Below are 16,863 nucleotides of genomic sequence, written 5' to 3' on the forward strand. Positions count from 1 at the left end.
TTTTCTGTCAATAATTTTAATCAAAATTTCTTTGATAGCCTTTTAAAATAGGTATAAAATTAAAACATGGAAGTAAAATTAGGAGTACACTTATATAGGGATAAAAATATATCTGAAATTATAGAGGAATTAAAAATAAATACTGCCCAAATCTTTGCTCAAAATCCAAGAAGTTTTTCCCTATCGAAAAAACCTCTTCCAGACTTTTTCATCTCCCCTATTTTTATTCATGCACCATACGTAGTTAACTTGGCATCACCAGAGAAAAGAATTTTTGAGCTCTCCTGCAAATTAATCATAGAGGAGCTTAGAATTTGTGATGAAAAGAACTGGGAAGGAGTTGTAGTACATACAGGAAGTAGTAAAGGAGGAGGAAAGGAGAAGGCAAAATCTAATTTCTTTAAGGCTTTAGAATATATCTTTCTCAATTATAAAGGAGAAAAGAAATTAATAATTGAAAATAGTTCAGGACTTTATGATGGATGGGGAAGCTCTGTAGAAGATCTTGCTTCAATACATAAAGAATTTCCTGTTTATTTTTGCCTTGATACATGCCATCTTTTTTCTGCAGGTTATGACCTTAGAAATAAAAACTCATGCAATAAAACTTTTAATATATTCTTTTCAGCAATCCCTACGGAAAGATTTTCTCTTATTCATCTAAACGACTCCTTTTACCCTTTAGGAAGTAGAAAGGATAAACATGAGCATATTGGAAGAGGAAAGATTGGAGAAGATGGATTTTTTTATATCCTGGAAAAAACTATAGACTTAAATATACCATTTATATTGGAAACCCCAAAGGATAGTCAAAAGGCGGACTTGAAAAATTTAGAAAAAGTTAGAGAGATCTTGACAAGATTAATTTTTTAGGTAAAATAACTATCAGTTAGCTTTCTTCATGGCAAGAAAGGAGGTGAACAGACCTTAGGTTGCCAAATGAAGAAAGCGTAACTGGCAAGGGAAGTAAACGCTTACTTGCCAGGGAGTTTTCTTCAAAAAAATTTATAAAAAAAATTATAAAACCTAAGGGGGTCAAAGAGAAATGAAAAAATTAGTTTATTTATTGGTTCTTGCTCTTCTTGTGGTTCCTGCATTTGCAGCTATCACAGTAACAACATCTGCTTCTGGTTCCTTAAGCTTCAAATCACAACTTTCTCCATGGCCAGTAACCTTTGTACCTTCTGCAAGTTTAAGCCTTAAATTTAGTCTTTCTGGAGATAATAAAACTGTAGGAAACATTGTTGCAGAAATTGATGCTGTTTCTGATGTTAGTTCGGTAAGTGTCACTACTGAAGATATAACATATGTTACTGACGTAACATATACAGTTACAACATATACAGATAGTAGCGGTAATACCTATACTGGTGCCATACCAGTTGTTCACACAGCTACAAAAACAGTAGTTACAAATGTTAATAATAGTTTTACTACTACTGGCCGTCTAACTTTTAAGGGCATAGCAGGGCTCGTAGATCTATCTCTAAATAGAGGAACACTTTCTGTTGGCGGGACAAATTTAGTAAAACAACCATTAAAAAGACAAGATGGTATTGGTGTAGTAGTTAATGCACCAGTAAAGGTTACTGTTGGATACAAACCAGATCAAACTGATGCTCTCACTTATACAAAGGGAGTATTTGCAGTAAGAGCAGATGGAAGCTTTGCACCAGTTACATTCTACGGATTATTTGTAAGTGATCATGGAACAAATTCTTATGCATTTGGCGCAAGCGCAACACCAGTTTCAATGGTTAGCGTATTTGGAGAGTATGCATCTGTCGCTCCTAATTGGATTGTTGGCGGTACATTAACTCCAGTTTCTGGTGTATCTTTATATGGACAGTATAAAGGAGATAAAACCTATAAAGTATCCGCAACAGTAACTACCATTCCAAATGTAACTTTATACGGAGAATATACTGGAAAATTCTTCGGATATGGAACAGTAAGCAAGGGCTTACCTGTTGGAACTCTTTCTGCTGGAGCAGGATATGACACAGCTAAAGCTGATTTCGCATTATTTGCTAAGTTAGTCACACCAGTAGGTCCAGCAAACAATGAGTTCAGAGTATACAAGAATTATGATATTACCGATGCTGATGGAGATGGAGTATATTGGTATGATAATGTAGCACCAACAGACTTCAGAGTAGAGAACGTTATTTCCGTCTCCTTCTAATTTCTGAAACTCCTAAGCCCCCCAATTTTGGGGGGCTTTTTTATTTTGTACCAAAATGCATGAGTACTCAAAAAAGAATAAAATAATTGCCTTTATTGACCCTATTCTTTTTATTAATGGAATGGTATTTATTAACATAAATACCGTTATTCCATACTTTTTAATTAGGCTTTCTGCATCCAATATTCATATAAGCCTAACAAACTTCTTAGCCACCTTAGGAAGCTTTCTACCATCTCTTTTTGTAGCAAGATATGTGCAGAGACTAAAGGTAAAAAATAGAGCTTTTGCAAAACTTCTTTTTACACAAAGAATGATTTTCCTTATATTCATCCTATTATTACCTTTCTTTATTAAATACCTTGGAAATATTTTCTCCATTTATATCTTTATTCTCTTCTGGGGAATCTTCAACTTTTTTGTAGGAGCCTATGGTCCCTTCTACTTTAGCATTTTAGATAAAATCCTTCCCTATGAAGAAAGGGGAAGAGTTGTTGCTACAGGAAATGCCATAGGAAATATCATTGCCCTTTTAAGTACATATCTTCTAAATATTTTCCTTTCTAAATTCTCCTTTCCCTACAATTTTATGCTTATCTTCCTTGCAGGAATTATCATTCTCTTAGCGGATGCATATCTTTTTTATATCATTGATGAAAAAGAGGAAGAGACTATAGAAAATTCTCTATCCTTTACTGAATTTATAAAATACTCCTTCTCCTTTCTCTCAAAGGACAAAAATTTTAGGCTTGCGGTCACTTCTTTTGTTTTCATATTCCTATCTTTAACCTCTATATCCTATTTTATTGTCTACACTGTAAGAACTTTTAAGGTGGATTCCAACGTAGTATCCGCCTTTACCTTTCTTTCCATATTAGCAAACATAGTGGGAGGACTTTCCTTTGGAGAGCTAAGTAGAAGAATAGGCTATAAAAAGGTACTTATTTTAGGGACCTTTTTAGGAGCCTTTGGACTTTTTATAGTTACCCTTATAAGACATCTATATGCTCCCTTTATAGGTTATACCTTTGTCATGCTGAACTTTAACGCTAATATGACCATAGGAGGTTTTCTACTTTCCGCCTTAGCAAAAAGAGAGAATATTCCTATTTATATGGCAATAAATAACACTATCTCCATCTCTCTTTCTTCCCTTATGCATATTTTAAATGGATTAATAATAAACTTCTTGGGATTTCAATTTTTATTTGGTATATGTCTTTCTTTTATTTTAATAGCATTAGTACTACTAATAAGAGTTAAAGAGTATAAGAGGGAAAATTCTTACTAAGCTTTCCTAAAGGCATCCCTTATCTGCTCAAAAAAAATTCTTTTCACTATCCACCTTTACTCCTCTTACCTTTGCAAGCTCCAATAATAACTCTTTTTCTTTTGGAGTTAAATTGGTAGGGACAGAGATTAAAATTCTTATTTTCTGGTCCCCTCTTCTCTTCCCCTCAAGATATGGAATTCCTTTCCCTTTTAATGTTATTACTTCATTACTTTGGGTTCCTGGCTTTATAAAGATCTTTTCCTTACCTTCTAAGGTAGGGACTTCTATTTCTCCTCCAAGAATGGCAGTGAGGAAATCTACAGGAAGATCCAACAGTATATCCTGCCCTTCCCTCTTAAAGTATTTATGAGGCTGGATATGGATATAGATGTATAAATCTCCATTGGGACCACCATTTTCTCCTGGCTCTCCCTCTCTTGCAAGCCTTATTACGTGCCCTTCATCCACTCCTTGAGGGATCTTTACTTCAATTCTTCTTCTTGCCTTAACCTTTCCTGTTCCATGACACTCCCTACAAGGGCTTGTTATGATCCTACCCGTTCCATGGCACTTAGGACATGTGGTTATTTGTACAAACTGACCAAAGGGAGTTCTTCTTGTTTCCCTTATTTGTCCTGTTCCTCTACATAGATCACAGGTTATAGGGCTTGTTCCAGGCTCTATTCCACTTCCTTTACATCTTTGGCATGTTTCAGTACGATGGATAAAGATCTCCTTTACTGCTCCAAAGGCTGCCTCCTCCAAGGTTATTGTTAGATCATACCTTAAATCTGCACCTTTTCTTGGAGACCTTTGTCTTTCCCTTCTTCCAAAAATATCTCCAAAGATGCTGTCTCCAAAAAAGTCCGAGAATATATCTTCAAAGGTTCTTCCAAAGCTTCCAAAATCAAAGTCCTGAGGTCCCCAACTTTGTTCTCCGTATCCTGCAAAATCTCCTACACTTCCAAATTGATCATACTGGGCTCTTTTTTGTGGGTCCGATAGGACCTCATAAGCCTCATTAATCTCTTTAAACTTCTCCTGAGCACCCGGATCCTTATTCAGATCCGGGTGGTATTGCCTTACTAATCTTCTATATGCCTGTTTTATCTCTTCCTGGGTGGCATTTCTTGGCACACCCAGAATCTCATAGTAATCCTTTTTGGTAGCCATATTAGTTCACCTTGTAATCTCCATCAATAATTGTTCCATCAGGTCCCTGGTTTGAAGAACCTCCAGGATTTCCTCCTGGATTTGTGGAAGAGCCGGCGGATTGATACATTACCTGCCCAATCTCACCAAGGGCTTGGGTAAGTTCTTCCATTCCCTTCCTTACCTGTTCTACATTTATTCTTTCTGGCTTAATTAACTCTTCCAAATTCTTAATCTTATCTTCTACTTTTTGGACTAAATCCTTACTTACCCTATCTCCATAATCCTTTATGGTTTTCCTTGCAGTATAGATGAGATGCTCCGCCTGGTTCTTTGTCTCAATCTCCTCTCTTCTCTTTCTATCTTCCTCCTCAAATCTCTTTGCTTCCTCAGTCATCCTTTTAATCTCAGCTTCAGAAAGCCTTATAGCATTAGATATAGTTATTCTTTGCTCCTTACCAGTTGCCTTATCCTTTGCAGATACATGCACAATTCCATTTACATCTATATCAAAGGTCACCTCAATTTGAGGTACTCCACGAGGAGCAGGAGGAATTCCATCTAATATGAATCTTCCAAGGGAAATATTATCCTTTGCAAGGGCTCTTTCTCCCTGAAGAACATGGATCTCTACACTGGTTTGGTAATCTGTAGCAGTTGTAAAGATCTGGCTCTTGGAAACAGGAATAGGAGTATTTCTTTCAATAATCTTTGTAAACACACCACCAAGGGTCTCAATTCCAAGAGAAAGAGGTGTTACATCTACAAGTACAATATCCCTTATCTCTCCTCCTATAACCCCTGCCTGAATAGCTGCACCAAGAGCTACTGCCTCATCTGGGTTAACATTTCTTTGAGGTTCTTTCCCAAAATATTTCTTAATCCATTCTTGGATACAAGGCATTCTTGTAGCTCCACCCACTAATATGATCTTATCAATTTGGGATGGAGAAAGTCCTGCATCTTTTAATGCTCTCTCTGTTGGTTCTTGAGTTTTCTCAACCAAGTCTCTTGTAAGCTCTTCAAATTTTGCCCTTGTAAGAGTATATACTAAATGAAGTGGAGTATTCCCCTTCATAGCTATGAAGGGAAGATTAATTTCTGTAGATAATTTGGAAGAAAGCTCAATCTTGGCTTTTTCCACTGCTTCATATAGTCTTTGAAGGGCAGTTCTATCTTCTCTTAAGTTAATTCCATGTTCTTCCATAAAGTTTTCAATGAGCCAATTCACAATCCTCTCATCAAAGTCATCCCCACCAAGCCTGTTATTTCCTGCAGTAGCAATAACCTCAAACACTCCTTCTCCAATCTCTAATATGGACACATCAAAGGTTCCACCACCAAGATCGAAGACTAAGATCTTTTGATGTCCTTCTTTATCAAGGCCATAGGCAAGAGCAGCTGCAGTAGGCTCATTAATAATTCTTACCACCTCTAAACCTGCAATAGCACCAGCATCCTTTGTTGCTTGTCTCTGGGCATCACTAAAGTAGGCAGGACAAGTTATAACAGCTTTTTCAATAGGTTCTCCTAAATATGCTTCTGCATCCCTCTTTAATTTCCTCAGGATCATTGCAGAAATTTCCTGAGGAGTATATTCTTTGTCATCAATCTTTACTTTATAGTTTGTTCCCATATGTCTCTTAATAGATTTTATAGTTCTTTCCGCATTAACTATGGCTTGCCTTTTTGCAGGCTCTCCCACTAAAAGTTGTCCATCCTTAGTAAAAGCAACAACCGATGGAGTTAACCTGCTACCTTCCGCATTAGGTATTATTACAGGTCTTCCTCCCTCAAGATATGCAATAAGTGAGTTGGTAGTTCCTAAATCAATTCCTACAATCTTTCCCATTTTCTTCTACCTCCTTTTTTTCAATTTTCTTAGATACTATAACTCTTGCAGGTCTTAAAACCCTATTTCTAAAAAAGTAACCAGGAGAAACTTCTCTAACAACCACATTCTCATCTCCATCCTCCACCTCCTCAATCCCCACAGCCTCATGGAGATTGGGATCAAAGGGCTTTCCAATAACATCCATTCTAACAACTCCCTCATTTAGGAGTAAGTTTTCAAACTGTTTATAAATCATATTAACACCTTCTATGATTGCATCTTTTTTCCTTGCCTTTTTCATGGTTTCCAAAGCCAAATGAAAATTATCAAGAATGTTAACAATCTCCCTTAAGAGGCGGGCATTTGCAATCTCTTGCCACTCCTCTTTTTCTCTTCTTAACCTCTGGCGGAAGTTCTCAAATTCCGCTTGAAGCCTTACATACTTTATTTCCCAATCTTCAGTTGTAGTTTCTTCCTTTTTTTCTACCAATTCTTTTTCCTCCATAATTTCACCTCATTTTAAATTTTTTAGCACTCCCATGGTAAGACTGCTAAAGCCATATATAGTTTATAATCTCTATAAAAATTGTCAAGAGTGAATATATATAGCTAATGAATATAATGTTAAAAAATGCAATAGGGGAGAAAAACTAAACTTCTCCCTCACAGATCCTTATCTTTCCTTACTGGAATAACTAAGTTTGGATTTTATGGGAGGTTTTTCTTTTCAAAAACTGATTATAGGTCAGGGCTTCATTCGCCATTTGACAATATAACTATATATTGTAAAATGTTTGTAGTTAGAATTGGTAAGAAATCGCAAATAGTTATACCTAAAGAAAGATGTAATAGGGAATGTAGTAGTTTTAATGAGAGCACCTAAGAGTATAGATTAGTATAGATGGAAATTACATTAGATAAAAATATTATAGAAAGATTAAAAGAATTAAAGATAGCTATTCTCTATCTTTTTGATTCTTATGGCTCAGAAACACAGAAAGAGGATAGTGATATAGATCTTGGAATTGTTTTTGAAAATACTGAAGTTTTAAGAGATTCTTTAAAAATCTATGAAGAGTTATATTTAATATTTAGCAAAATGTTCGATAGAGAAATAGATATTGTTTTTTTAGATAAAGCTCCATTAACTTTAAAATTTGAGGTAGTAGTAACAGGAAAAATAATATACAGTATATCTGAAGAATTTGTATATGAGTATAAAGAGAGGATCATCAAAGAGTATATAGATTTTAAACCACTATTAGATGAACAAGATAGAGTTTTATTGGAGAGATTATGAAAAGAAGTCCTTTAAATAGAGAAAGATATTAATAAGCTCTTCAAGTTTAAAAGTATGTCCTTGGAAGAATTTAAAACAGACGAGAATTTTGCCATTGCAGAACACTATTTAAGAAGAGCTTTAGAAGCAGTTTTTGAAATAGGAAATCATATTTTATCAAGAATTCCGGGGATAAGAATATCTACATATAAAGAAATAGCTTTAGCATTAGGAGAACAGAATATCATACCTAAGGAATTTGCCCAGGAAAAACTTTTAAAAATGGCTGGATATAGAAATAGATTGGTTCATTTTTATTCTGAAGTTTCAGTGGATGAGCTATATCAAATAATTCAAAATAATTTAACTGACTTTGAGGAGTTTTTAAAATATATAAAAAATATCTTAGAAAATCCCGAAAGTTTTAAGTTTACCATTCTTTAACTACTTCTTTCAGACTTAGAAAAATTTTATTAGACTCTTCACTATTTAACCTTTCTGGGTGCCATTGGACTCCCAGCAGATATGGATGATCTTTATATTCAATTCCCTGATAGTGAGAACTATTTACTATTATTTCTTCTCTACCTATTCTTTCAACAATTCCACTCATTCTCCCTCTATTTCCAAACTTATATCTAGGCTTTTTACAGAATGGGTTAATTTCCCCATTGATATAAAGTTTATTCCTAAGGGAGCAATAACTTTAATATCCTCTGGCTTTATATTTCCTGATACTTCAATTAATACCTTTCCATTAATAATTTCTACTGCCTTTTTAATAGTCTCAATATCCATATTATCTAACATAATAATATCTACTTTATTTTCTAAAGCTTCCCTTACTTGCTCTAAATTTTCTGTCTCCACCTCAATTTTGTAAAAAGGTGGTACCTTTTCTCTTACCCTTCTTACAGCCTCTGTAATTCCCCCTGCAATCCTTATATGATTATCTTTTATTAAAACCATATCATATAAGGCAAACCTATGATTTTCCCCTCCCCCAACCTTTGCTGCATATTTCTCTAAGATACGAAGCATGGGTGTAGTTTTTCTTGTATCCAATATTTTTACATTATAAGGTTTAGCAAGGGAAACACAATAATTAGTAAAGGTTGCAATTCCAGAAAGTCTTTGCAAAAAGTTTAAGGCAACTCTTTCCCCAGAAAGAATTGCTCTTGCCTTCCCGTATATCTCCGCTATGATTTTCCCTCTTTCAACCCTCTCTCCATCTGAAACTTTCTGAGAAAAATTCACCTCTTCATCCAAGAACTTAAAAACTTCTTTTGCCACAGGAAGACCTGCTATAATTCCTTCTTCTTTTGCAATTATATAAGCCCTAATATTAAGATTTTCAGGGACAATACTATCAGTAGTTATATCAGAAAAACCAATATCTTCCTTTAATGCATTCTCAATTATTTCTCTTAAAAGATGGTGGGGAATTGACATCACGAAATATTACCTCCTCTCCCTTTTGCCAAATTATATGCTTTCTCCATTCCTCTTTTGTTATGGGATAATCTATTCTAAAATGGGCACCTCTACTCTCCTCTCTTAAAAGGGCGGATTTTGCAGTAAGATAAGAGACCAGCACCATATTTTTTAATTCTAAAAACTCTCTATTTTTAATAAAAGTCCCTTCTAATTCTTTGTTCCATATCTCCAAAATCTTTACCGCATCTTTCAACCTTTTTTCTTCCCTTAAGATTCCTACATTGTTCCACATTAATTCTCTTAAATCTTTCTTTGTAAAGGAAATATTAGGGCTTTTTTCAATTAATTTTATAGATGTATTTATGTTATTAGAGCTTAAATCTTGACTTATAGCAGTTATACATCTTTTTCCAAAAACTATACCCTCCAAAAGAGAATTACTGGCAAGCCTATTTGCTCCATGAAGTCCTGTACAAGCCACTTCTCCACATGCGTATAGATTCTTTATCCTTGTTCTTCCCCATTCATCGGTTTCTATTCCTCCCATTAGATAGTGGGCGGAAGGCTCTATAGGAATTAAATCTTTTGTAATATCATATCCGTATTGGTTACAAACCCTTAAAATGTTTGGAAATCTTCTTTTTATCTTGCTTTTACCTATAGGACGAAAATCCAAGAATATATCCTTTTCTGTTTCCAACATCTCTAAATAGATTGCTCTTGTAACTATATCCCTTGGTGCCAACTCTCCCTGAGGATGATAGTTTAGCATAAACCTTTCTCCATAGCCGTTTACCAATATTCCCCCTTCACCTCTTACTGCTTCAGAGATTAAAAATTTCTGAGGTAGGTTAACCTTCAAAGCGGTAGGATGGAACTGATAAAATTCAAGATCCATGATACTGGCATAGGCTCTATAAGCAATAGCTATACCATCTCCTGTAGAAGTTATAGGATTAGTAGTATAGGGATAAATCTGTCCTGCCCCTCCTGTGGCCAGAATTACATATTTGGCATAGACTAATTCCACTTCATCCTTCTCATTTAAAAATATTCCACCAATTGCTTTATCGTTATCCAAAACAAGATCTATTAAAAAATATTTTTCAAAAATGGAAATATTGGATTTTTCTTTTATGATAGAAATGAGTGTTTTTGCAAGCTCAAGCCCTGTAGAGTCTCCACGAGCATGAATTATCCTTCTCCTACTATGGGCTGCCTCTTTTGTAAATTCCAATCCGTTTACTCTATCAAATTTTACTCCTGCGGATATTAGGTCCTTTATCCTTTCAATACCTTCCTCTACTACTATTTTAACTATATTCTCTTCATTAAGTCCTGCACCTGCATTAATTGTATCCTCAAAATGAAGTTCCGGAGAATCATCATTATTTAAGGCAACCGCAATACCACCTTGGGCATAATAGGTACTACTCTCCTCTAAATTACCCTTTGTAAATAATCCTACTTTTAAGTTAGCAGGAGAATAAAAAGCAGAAATTAAGCCTGCTACACCACTTCCAATTATAATAACATCAAAATCTCTTTCTCTCATAAGGCTAACATTTTTTCAATAGCCCTATAAGCTTTCGATCTTATAGGTTCTTCCACTTTAACAATAGGCTTTAAATCTTCTAATGCCCATAAAATTTTTTCTAAGGTTATCTTCTTCATATTAGGGCAAACAGCTAAAGAAGATGCAGGATAGAAAATTTTATCTGGAGCTTCTTTTCTCAACCTATGAAGAATTCCCATTTCGGTCCCAATTATGTATTCTTTATTGTTATCTTCCTTTACAAACTTAATAATACCACTGGTACTGGCTATTTTATCCGCCATATCCAAAACTTCCTTTCTACACTCAGGATGCACAACCACTTTTGCATTTTTATATTTATTTTTCATAATTTCAATATCTTGAGGTAGGATTCTTTGATGCGTAGGACAAAATCCATTCCAAATATACATCTTCTTATTTACATGTTTACTAACATAATATCCCAAATTTCGATCAGGTACAAAAATAACCTCATCGGAAGGAACCTTTTCCACTACAGAGATAGCATTTGCAGAGGTACAACAATAATCACTTTCCGCCTTTACCTCTGCAGAAGTATTAACATATGCAACCACTAAGGCATTTGGATATTTTTCCCTGAGCTTCTTTATATCCTCTGAGGTAATCATATTCGCTAAAGGACATCCTGCATTAATATCTGGTAAAATAATTGTCTTTTCTGGTGCTAAAATACTTGCAGTTTCAGCCATAAAGTGCACACCACAAAAAACTATTACCTCTTCTTTTACTTCTTTAGCGATACGAGAAAGTTCTAAAGAATCCCCTACAAAATCTGCAATATCCTGAACTTCAGGAAGCTGATAATTATGGGCTAATATTATTGCATTCCTTTCCTTCTTTAATTTTCTTATTCTCTCTACTATATCCATTTCCACCACACCTCAAAATGAAATTATTTTTTAAAGCTTATCCTAAAAATACACTTTGTGTCAAATGGTAATAAAACTTTCTTTTTAGGTTGAATTTTATCCTATAATTGGCTATATTTTTTAGAAAAGGAGGTAAAAATTATGAGAAATATAGTAACTATCTGGAATGAGTTTAGGCATGAAAAATTGCATGAAGAAACGAAAAGAATCTATCCATCTGGCATCCACAACATAATTGCAGAATTTACAAAAAAAGAAGGCTTTAAAGTAAAAACTGCGACCTTAGACGAGCCTGATCATGGTCTCTCCGACGAAGTTTTAAATTCTACGGGAGTGCTTGTTTGGTGGAGCCATATGGCAAATGAAGAGGTAAGAGACGATATAGTAGAAAAAATTCACAAAAGGATATTAGAAGGAATGGGATTTATTGCACTGCATTCTTCTCACCTCTCCAAAATATTTAAAAAACTTATGGGGACAAGTTGTAGGCTAAAATGGAGAGAAGAGGGTGAAAAAGAAAGAGTATGGGTGGTAGAGCCAGGACATCCTATTGCAGAGGGGCTACCTGAATATTTTGAGATTCCACATTCAGAAATGTATGGAGAAAGATTTGATATTCCAAGACCTGATGAATTAGTTTTTATCAGCTGGTTTAAAGGTGGGGAAGTTTTTAGAAGTGGTATGTGTTTCTATAGAGGAAATGGAAGAATTTTTTACTTTAGTCCTGGGCATGAAACTTATCCCATCTATTATCAAGAAGAGGTACAAAAAGTTATATGCAATGCAGTTAGGTGGGCTATGCCAAGAAAGGAGGTGAAAGTTACCTTTGGAAATGTAAAACCCTTAGAAAAATGGGAATAAATATCTAAAATTTTTAAATGAGAGGTGAAAAGATGGGAATAAAGATTTATACAGAACCTATTCCAAATTTACCATGGGAAGACAAGCCTAAAGACTGTAAAGACGTAATTTGGCGCTATTCTAAAAATCCTATAATTAAAAGAAATCATATAAAAAGATCCAACAGCATATTTAATAGTGCGGTTGTAAAATTTGGAGATAAATTTGCAGGAGTATTTAGGGTAGATGACAAAAGTAGAGCCATGAATATTCATAGAGGATTTAGCAATGATGGATTAAACTGGCAAATTGATGAGGAGCCTATAAATTTCATTCAAAAAACCAGAGATCCTCTGATAAGTCAGTATAAATATGATCCAAGAGTAACAAAAATAGAAGATACTTATTGGATAACTTGGTGTAATGGATACTATGGTCCCACTATAGGAGTAGGTTATACTTATGATTTCCAAGAATTCTATCAGATTGAGAATGCCTTCTTACCGTATAACAGAAATGGGGTTTTATTCCCAAGAAAAATTAATGGAAAATACGCCATGTTAAGTAGACCATCCGATCAAGGACATACCGCTTTTGGAGATATCTTTTATAGTGAAAGTCCTGATATGATTCATTGGGGCTGTCATAGGCATGTAATGTCCGCAGGGCACCAGTATTCAGGATGGCAATCTCTAAAGATAGGAGCAGGACCAACACCCATTGAAACCAGTGAAGGTTGGCTTCTCATATATCATGGTGTACTTCTATCCTGTAATGGATATGTATACAGCTTTGGAGCTGCCCTTCTTGATTTAGAAAAGCCATGGATAGTAAAGTATAGAGCAAGAGAATATTTGTTATCACCTCAAGAATATTATGAGTGCGTAGGAGATGTACCTAATGTAGCATTCCCTTGTGCAGCTTTAGTAGACTCAGAAACAGGAAGAATGGCAATATATTATGGAGGAGCGGACACAGTGGTTGCAGTAGCCTTTGGATATGTGCAGGATATTATAGACCATCTAAAGGATACAGGAATAAAATATACATAAAGATTAAGGGGGGATAGAAACTTATCCCCCCATCATATTATTTTCTTAATCATGTCTATAAACTCTTTAACAGATTTTTTGTCAATATCATAATGAGAATACCTTGCCCTTATATAGATCTCTCTTATTCTCCTTAAAAGATCTACATTAAAAATTCCCAATGTTTTTTGGTAAACATCCAAACTTGTATCACTTGGCTCAAGAATTATTCCCTTCTCCTTAGAAGCCATCAAATATTTCTTATAATATTCTCTAATCCTCTCCTTATCGGTAATTCTCCTAAATATTTTCTTTAAAGGATTCTCTAATTTAGGAAGAACGAATTCTTTCTCCTCCTCATATTCCTCTCTATCCCTTTCTGTAGAGAAAGAATAACTCCTAATTAACCTGTATATAATAATAAAAGCTAAAAGGATTAGAATAGATACCAATATCTTTAAAGTTGTTGGATTTTCTAAAAAGGCAAAAACATCTCTACTTTCTCTCGGATTTAATATCCTCATTGTGTTTTTTATATTCCAATTTTGAAGAAATCTTTGTTCTCCTGCGGAGTAAATCCCCCTCTCACTTAAAAAAGAGGAAAATATTCTGAAGAGCGCCCTTATTAATAACCCTATTGGAAAGAGGAGGATTACTGCAAAAGCTGCAATAGCGTATCCTATTCCTAAGTATATATAATAGATTAGCTTAAAAAGAAGAGATCTTATCATAGGAAAACTTAAAAACACTGCAATTCCAATAGTTATTAATAAATCCCTCAAATTTAGCTTTTCTATTTCTTTTTCTTCTTTATTGTATTCTAAAAATCTTAGGGTTCTTAAAAGATAAATGGATGAAATTAAAGATAAGATGTAGTATGGTAGCATCAGTTCATCAATATTTATAGGAAGCTTATAAATATAGATAAGTATGAAGGAGACGAAAACTGTAAATATGATTATAAATAGAGATCTCTTAAACTCCTCCTCAATCTTCCCATATCTCAATTTAAAAGTCTTAATCCCATAATTTCTAAATACAAATAAAAAAAGAAAGATTACAACCACATAATCAAAGGGATTTTTTAAAAATAATAAGGGTAATAGAAGAAGAAAAATAGTGTAAGGGAAAATATTTCTTCCCCTTAAAACATAAGAGACTATGCTAATTAGAAGGAACCAAAGAAAAATTAATTCATTTATGCCTGTATCTTTTACGAAAATGCTAAGGAAAAATCCCAAAAATCCAAAGATAAAGGATAAATCTTTTATGATTTTTATAATATTAAGCTTCATAGACCCCTCTCCAAAGATATCTTAATATATTATTGGATATATGATTAATATTTTGGGGGTCAAAGGTAATTAGTATAACCTCTGTAAGTTCTGTCTTCAAAGAATTTATATAAGGTATATAAGAATCTAAAATTTTGGGAGTTATTATGACATATGTTGAAAAAAGAAGATGCTTTTTATTAAGGCTTTCGATGAGCTCCTCAAAGGACATACTGATAGAATAGGAAACTCTTCCCAAATGCTCCAAAAGATTTTTTAAATGGTAATCAGAATTTCCAGGTGGTATAAAGATCTCTCTTGCAGGAAAACCATAAAGTATGGAGTTTGTCATTAATCCATAAGGTATATTTTCTTCCTCAAACCTTTCTGCACAGCTTCTCGCACAAGAGATGGCTTTTTCTATTTTCTCCTCATCTATACTTCTCCAATGGGGCTTAAAGGTTTCAATGTTCAATATGATTAAGGATGTATTCTCTACAGTATAATCAAAATTCTTAACCATAAGCCTATTATGCTTTAATGAAAGGGGCCAATGAATAGTTTTTGCAGGTTCCTGTCCAGTATACTCTCTAACTCCAATTATCATGGTTGGATCCTCTATAATCCATCTCCTTACAGAAAGATTACCATTATAGCTTCCGTAAGGAATTATATCCTTCTCCAAGGAAAGTCTCCTGGGAAGTACAACTATTTCCTGATCAAGTCTTAAACTTTTTACAACCACATTAAGACCTAAAAAGTCTCCACTTATCAAAGTTACATCCCCAAATATATATCTTCCTCTTTTATTGCAATAGGCAGAATATATCCTTTTTACCTTCTGATAAGATAACAAAAATAATGAAATAGTATGGTATAGGAAGTCAGGCGTTTTTAATTTTCTGACCTTAAACTTATAATCTAAAGCGGATGGCAATCTTTCCTCTATCTGGAAAAAAGTAACAGGGAAAAATTTTCTATTTTCTACTGTTGTTATTAACTTAAACTCTTCTCCAATTTCTAATACTTTTTTGGAAATTTCTCGAGAATAATATATATTTTTAAATATGTATTTCTTTGATAATTGATTAATAAGTATACCTAAGAAGAGAAGAAAAAAGAAAAGATAAGTCATTTTTTAATCTACCTCTTCAAGAGGAACTTTAATGTTTTCTAATAAATTTCTAACAAAAGCATATATATCCTTACTTTTTGTCCCCATAGTTATAATTCTATGATTTAGTACATAGGGAGCCAAGATTTTAATATCCTCAGGTATCACATAATCTCTTCCCCTAAAGCCTGCATAAACCTGACTTGCTTTAAAAAGGGCAATAGTTCCTCTTGGACTTACTCCTAATTGTATGTTAGGATTCTTTCTTGTCTCCTCTACAATATCTAACAGATAATCCATAACCGAAGAAGACATTTTTATATTTGGGAAATTACTCTTAACGTATTCTATCTCCTCAGGAAAAACAACCTGTTCAACATCCTTTAATATATCCACTTTTTTATTTCTCTCAACTATCTCAATCTCTTCTTCTCTTTTTGGATATCCTATTCTAATTCGCATGAAAAATCTATCTAACTGAGCTTCAGGAAGAGGAAAGGTACCAAAGGACTCTACAGGGTTTTGGGTAGCAAGCACCATGAAGGGTTCAGGAAGTCTTCTTGTTACCCCATCTACAGTAACCTGTCTTTCCTCCATAGCTTCTAATAAGGCGGATTGGGTTCTTGGCGTTGCTCTATTTATTTCATCCGCCAATATAATATTTGCAAAGAGAGGTCCTGGCTTGAATTCAAAGTCACTAATTTTTTGGTTATAAAAATTGATGCCAGTAAGATCAGAAGGAAGTAAGTCAGGAGTAAACTGAATTCTCTTAAAACTTCCGCCAATAGTTTTAGCAAAGGTTTTTACCATTAGAGTTTTACCAAGACCAGGCACATCCTCCAATAGAACATGTCCCCCACAAATAAAAGAGATTAAAATTAATTCTACGACATCCTCTTTACCTACAATAACTTTTCCCACATTTTCTATTACTTTTTCTCTAAGTTTAATAAATTTTTCTAAATCCATTTTATACACCTCTTACAAAAAAATTAG

14 protein-coding genes and 2 pseudogenes are annotated in these 16,863 nt (G+C 34.1%); 6 read left to right on the top strand and 10 right to left on the bottom strand.

Annotated elements, in window-relative coordinates:
• The first annotated feature begins 66 nt into the window (after nt 1-66).
• The 3 genes from CBR30_05605 (at nt 67) to CBR30_05615 (ending at nt 3,476) form a co-directional block, all read left to right on the top strand.
• Complete coding sequence (locus CBR30_05605) at nt 67-873, top strand: endonuclease IV (protein ID PMQ01477.1); 807 nt, start codon at nt 67-69, stop codon at nt 871-873.
• Nucleotides 874-1,045: 172 nt separating this feature from the next.
• On the top strand, nt 1,046-2,185 hold the full coding sequence (locus tag CBR30_05610) for a hypothetical protein (GenBank protein ID PMQ01478.1): 1,140 nt from the start codon (nt 1,046-1,048) through the stop codon (nt 2,183-2,185).
• A 55-nt stretch (nt 2,186-2,240) separates the two neighbouring features.
• Complete coding sequence (locus CBR30_05615) at nt 2,241-3,476, top strand: hypothetical protein (GenBank protein ID PMQ01479.1); 1,236 nt, start codon at nt 2,241-2,243, stop codon at nt 3,474-3,476.
• Here CBR30_05615 and dnaJ read toward each other — a convergent pair.
• The 3 genes and pseudogenes from dnaJ to grpE all read right to left on the bottom strand — a co-directional run bounded on the left by dnaJ (nt 3,473) and on the right by grpE (nt 6,949).
• Nucleotides 3,473-4,631: pseudogene (dnaJ, locus tag CBR30_05620) on the bottom strand (molecular chaperone DnaJ). The gene CBR30_05615 and the pseudogene dnaJ sit on opposite strands and share 4 nt — an antisense overlap.
• 1 nt (nt 4,632) lies before the next feature.
• Nucleotides 4,633-6,462, bottom strand: coding sequence for a molecular chaperone DnaK (locus tag CBR30_05625; protein PMQ01480.1), 1,830 nt, complete (start codon nt 6,460-6,462; stop codon nt 4,633-4,635).
• Complete coding sequence (gene grpE, locus CBR30_05630) at nt 6,440-6,949, bottom strand: nucleotide exchange factor GrpE (GenBank protein ID PMQ01481.1); 510 nt, start codon at nt 6,947-6,949, stop codon at nt 6,440-6,442. The genes CBR30_05625 and grpE overlap by 23 nt, the downstream gene beginning before the upstream one ends.
• 396 nt (nt 6,950-7,345) lie before the next feature.
• Between grpE and CBR30_05635 the strand changes: the two are divergent.
• Nucleotides 7,346-8,167: pseudogene (locus CBR30_05635) on the top strand (hypothetical protein).
• Here CBR30_05635 and CBR30_05640 read toward each other — a convergent pair.
• The 4 genes from CBR30_05640 to CBR30_05655 are packed head-to-tail and all read right to left on the bottom strand — an operon-like array spanning nt 8,154 to nt 11,608.
• Nucleotides 8,154-8,336, bottom strand: coding sequence for a hypothetical protein (locus CBR30_05640; GenBank protein PMQ01482.1), 183 nt, complete (start codon nt 8,334-8,336; stop codon nt 8,154-8,156). The pseudogene CBR30_05635 and the gene CBR30_05640 overlap by 14 nt on opposite strands.
• Nucleotides 8,333-9,175 carry a nicotinate-nucleotide diphosphorylase (carboxylating) gene (gene nadC / locus CBR30_05645; protein PMQ01483.1) on the bottom strand — a complete coding sequence of 281 codons (843 nt, stop codon included), beginning with the start codon at nt 9,173-9,175 and terminating at the stop codon, nt 8,333-8,335. Before nadC ends, CBR30_05640 begins: the two co-directional genes overlap by 4 nt.
• On the bottom strand, nt 9,138-10,715 hold the full coding sequence (gene nadB, locus CBR30_05650) for an L-aspartate oxidase (protein ID PMQ01484.1): 1,578 nt from the start codon (nt 10,713-10,715) through the stop codon (nt 9,138-9,140). Before nadB ends, nadC begins: the two co-directional genes overlap by 38 nt.
• Nucleotides 10,712-11,608 carry a quinolinate synthase gene (locus tag CBR30_05655; protein ID PMQ01485.1) on the bottom strand — a complete coding sequence of 299 codons (897 nt, stop codon included), beginning with the start codon at nt 11,606-11,608 and terminating at the stop codon, nt 10,712-10,714. Before CBR30_05655 ends, nadB begins: the two co-directional genes overlap by 4 nt.
• A gap of 141 nt (nt 11,609-11,749) precedes the next feature.
• Between CBR30_05655 and CBR30_05660 the strand changes: the two genes are divergently transcribed.
• Nucleotides 11,750-12,469: a trehalose utilization protein ThuA gene (locus tag CBR30_05660; GenBank protein ID PMQ01486.1), complete on the top strand. Its 720-nt coding sequence runs from the start codon at nt 11,750-11,752 to the stop codon at nt 12,467-12,469.
• Nucleotides 12,470-12,501: 32 nt separating this feature from the next.
• Nucleotides 12,502-13,500 (top strand): glycosidase, encoded by a 999-nt coding sequence (locus CBR30_05665; protein PMQ01487.1) that lies wholly within the window; start codon nt 12,502-12,504, stop codon nt 13,498-13,500.
• A gap of 32 nt (nt 13,501-13,532) precedes the next feature.
• Here CBR30_05665 and CBR30_05670 read toward each other — a convergent pair whose 3' ends face one another.
• Genes CBR30_05670 through CBR30_05680 form a run of 3 tightly spaced genes read right to left on the bottom strand, consistent with a single transcriptional unit; the run spans nt 13,533 to nt 16,836 of the window.
• Nucleotides 13,533-14,774: a hypothetical protein gene (locus CBR30_05670; protein ID PMQ01488.1), complete on the bottom strand. Its 1,242-nt coding sequence runs from the start codon at nt 14,772-14,774 to the stop codon at nt 13,533-13,535.
• Nucleotides 14,764-15,888: a hypothetical protein gene (locus tag CBR30_05675; protein ID PMQ01489.1), complete on the bottom strand. Its 1,125-nt coding sequence runs from the start codon at nt 15,886-15,888 to the stop codon at nt 14,764-14,766. Before CBR30_05675 ends, CBR30_05670 begins: the two co-directional genes overlap by 11 nt.
• Nucleotides 15,889-15,891: 3 nt before the next feature.
• Nucleotides 15,892-16,836, bottom strand: coding sequence for a magnesium chelatase (locus CBR30_05680; protein PMQ01490.1), 945 nt, complete (start codon nt 16,834-16,836; stop codon nt 15,892-15,894).
• Between the last annotated feature and the right edge of the window lie 27 nt (nt 16,837-16,863).

The organism is Dictyoglomus sp. NZ13-RE01, assembly GCA_002878375.1.
In the GTDB taxonomy this organism is placed as follows: Bacteria; Dictyoglomota; Dictyoglomia; order Dictyoglomales; family Dictyoglomaceae; genus NZ13-RE01.

Excerpts from the sequence above, each read along its gene's own strand:
- CBR30_05655 (PMQ01485.1), bottom strand. The coding sequence starts at position 11,608 with ATGGATATAGTAGAGAGAATAAGAAAATTAAAGAAGGAAAGGAATGCA.
- CBR30_05640 (PMQ01482.1), bottom strand. The coding sequence starts at position 8,336 with ATGAGTGGAATTGTTGAAAGAATAGGTAGAGAAGAAATAATAGTAAAT.
- CBR30_05675 (PMQ01489.1), bottom strand. The coding sequence starts at position 15,888 with ATGACTTATCTTTTCTTTTTTCTTCTCTTCTTAGGTATACTTATTAAT.
- nadB (PMQ01484.1), bottom strand. The coding sequence starts at position 10,715 with ATGAGAGAAAGAGATTTTGATGTTATTATAATTGGAAGTGGTGTAGCA.
- CBR30_05615 (PMQ01479.1), top strand. The coding sequence starts at position 2,241 with ATGCATGAGTACTCAAAAAAGAATAAAATAATTGCCTTTATTGACCCT.
- CBR30_05660 (PMQ01486.1), top strand. The coding sequence starts at position 11,750 with ATGAGAAATATAGTAACTATCTGGAATGAGTTTAGGCATGAAAAATTG.
- grpE (PMQ01481.1), bottom strand. The coding sequence starts at position 6,949 with ATGGAGGAAAAAGAATTGGTAGAAAAAAAGGAAGAAACTACAACTGAA.
- CBR30_05625 (PMQ01480.1), bottom strand. The coding sequence starts at position 6,462 with ATGGGAAAGATTGTAGGAATTGATTTAGGAACTACCAACTCACTTATT.
- CBR30_05670 (PMQ01488.1), bottom strand. The coding sequence starts at position 14,774 with ATGAAGCTTAATATTATAAAAATCATAAAAGATTTATCCTTTATCTTT.
- CBR30_05605 (PMQ01477.1), top strand. The coding sequence starts at position 67 with ATGGAAGTAAAATTAGGAGTACACTTATATAGGGATAAAAATATATCT.
- CBR30_05680 (PMQ01490.1), bottom strand. The coding sequence starts at position 16,836 with ATGGATTTAGAAAAATTTATTAAACTTAGAGAAAAAGTAATAGAAAAT.
- CBR30_05610 (PMQ01478.1), top strand. The coding sequence starts at position 1,046 with ATGAAAAAATTAGTTTATTTATTGGTTCTTGCTCTTCTTGTGGTTCCT.
- nadC (PMQ01483.1), bottom strand. The coding sequence starts at position 9,175 with ATGTCAATTCCCCACCATCTTTTAAGAGAAATAATTGAGAATGCATTA.
- CBR30_05665 (PMQ01487.1), top strand. The coding sequence starts at position 12,502 with ATGGGAATAAAGATTTATACAGAACCTATTCCAAATTTACCATGGGAA.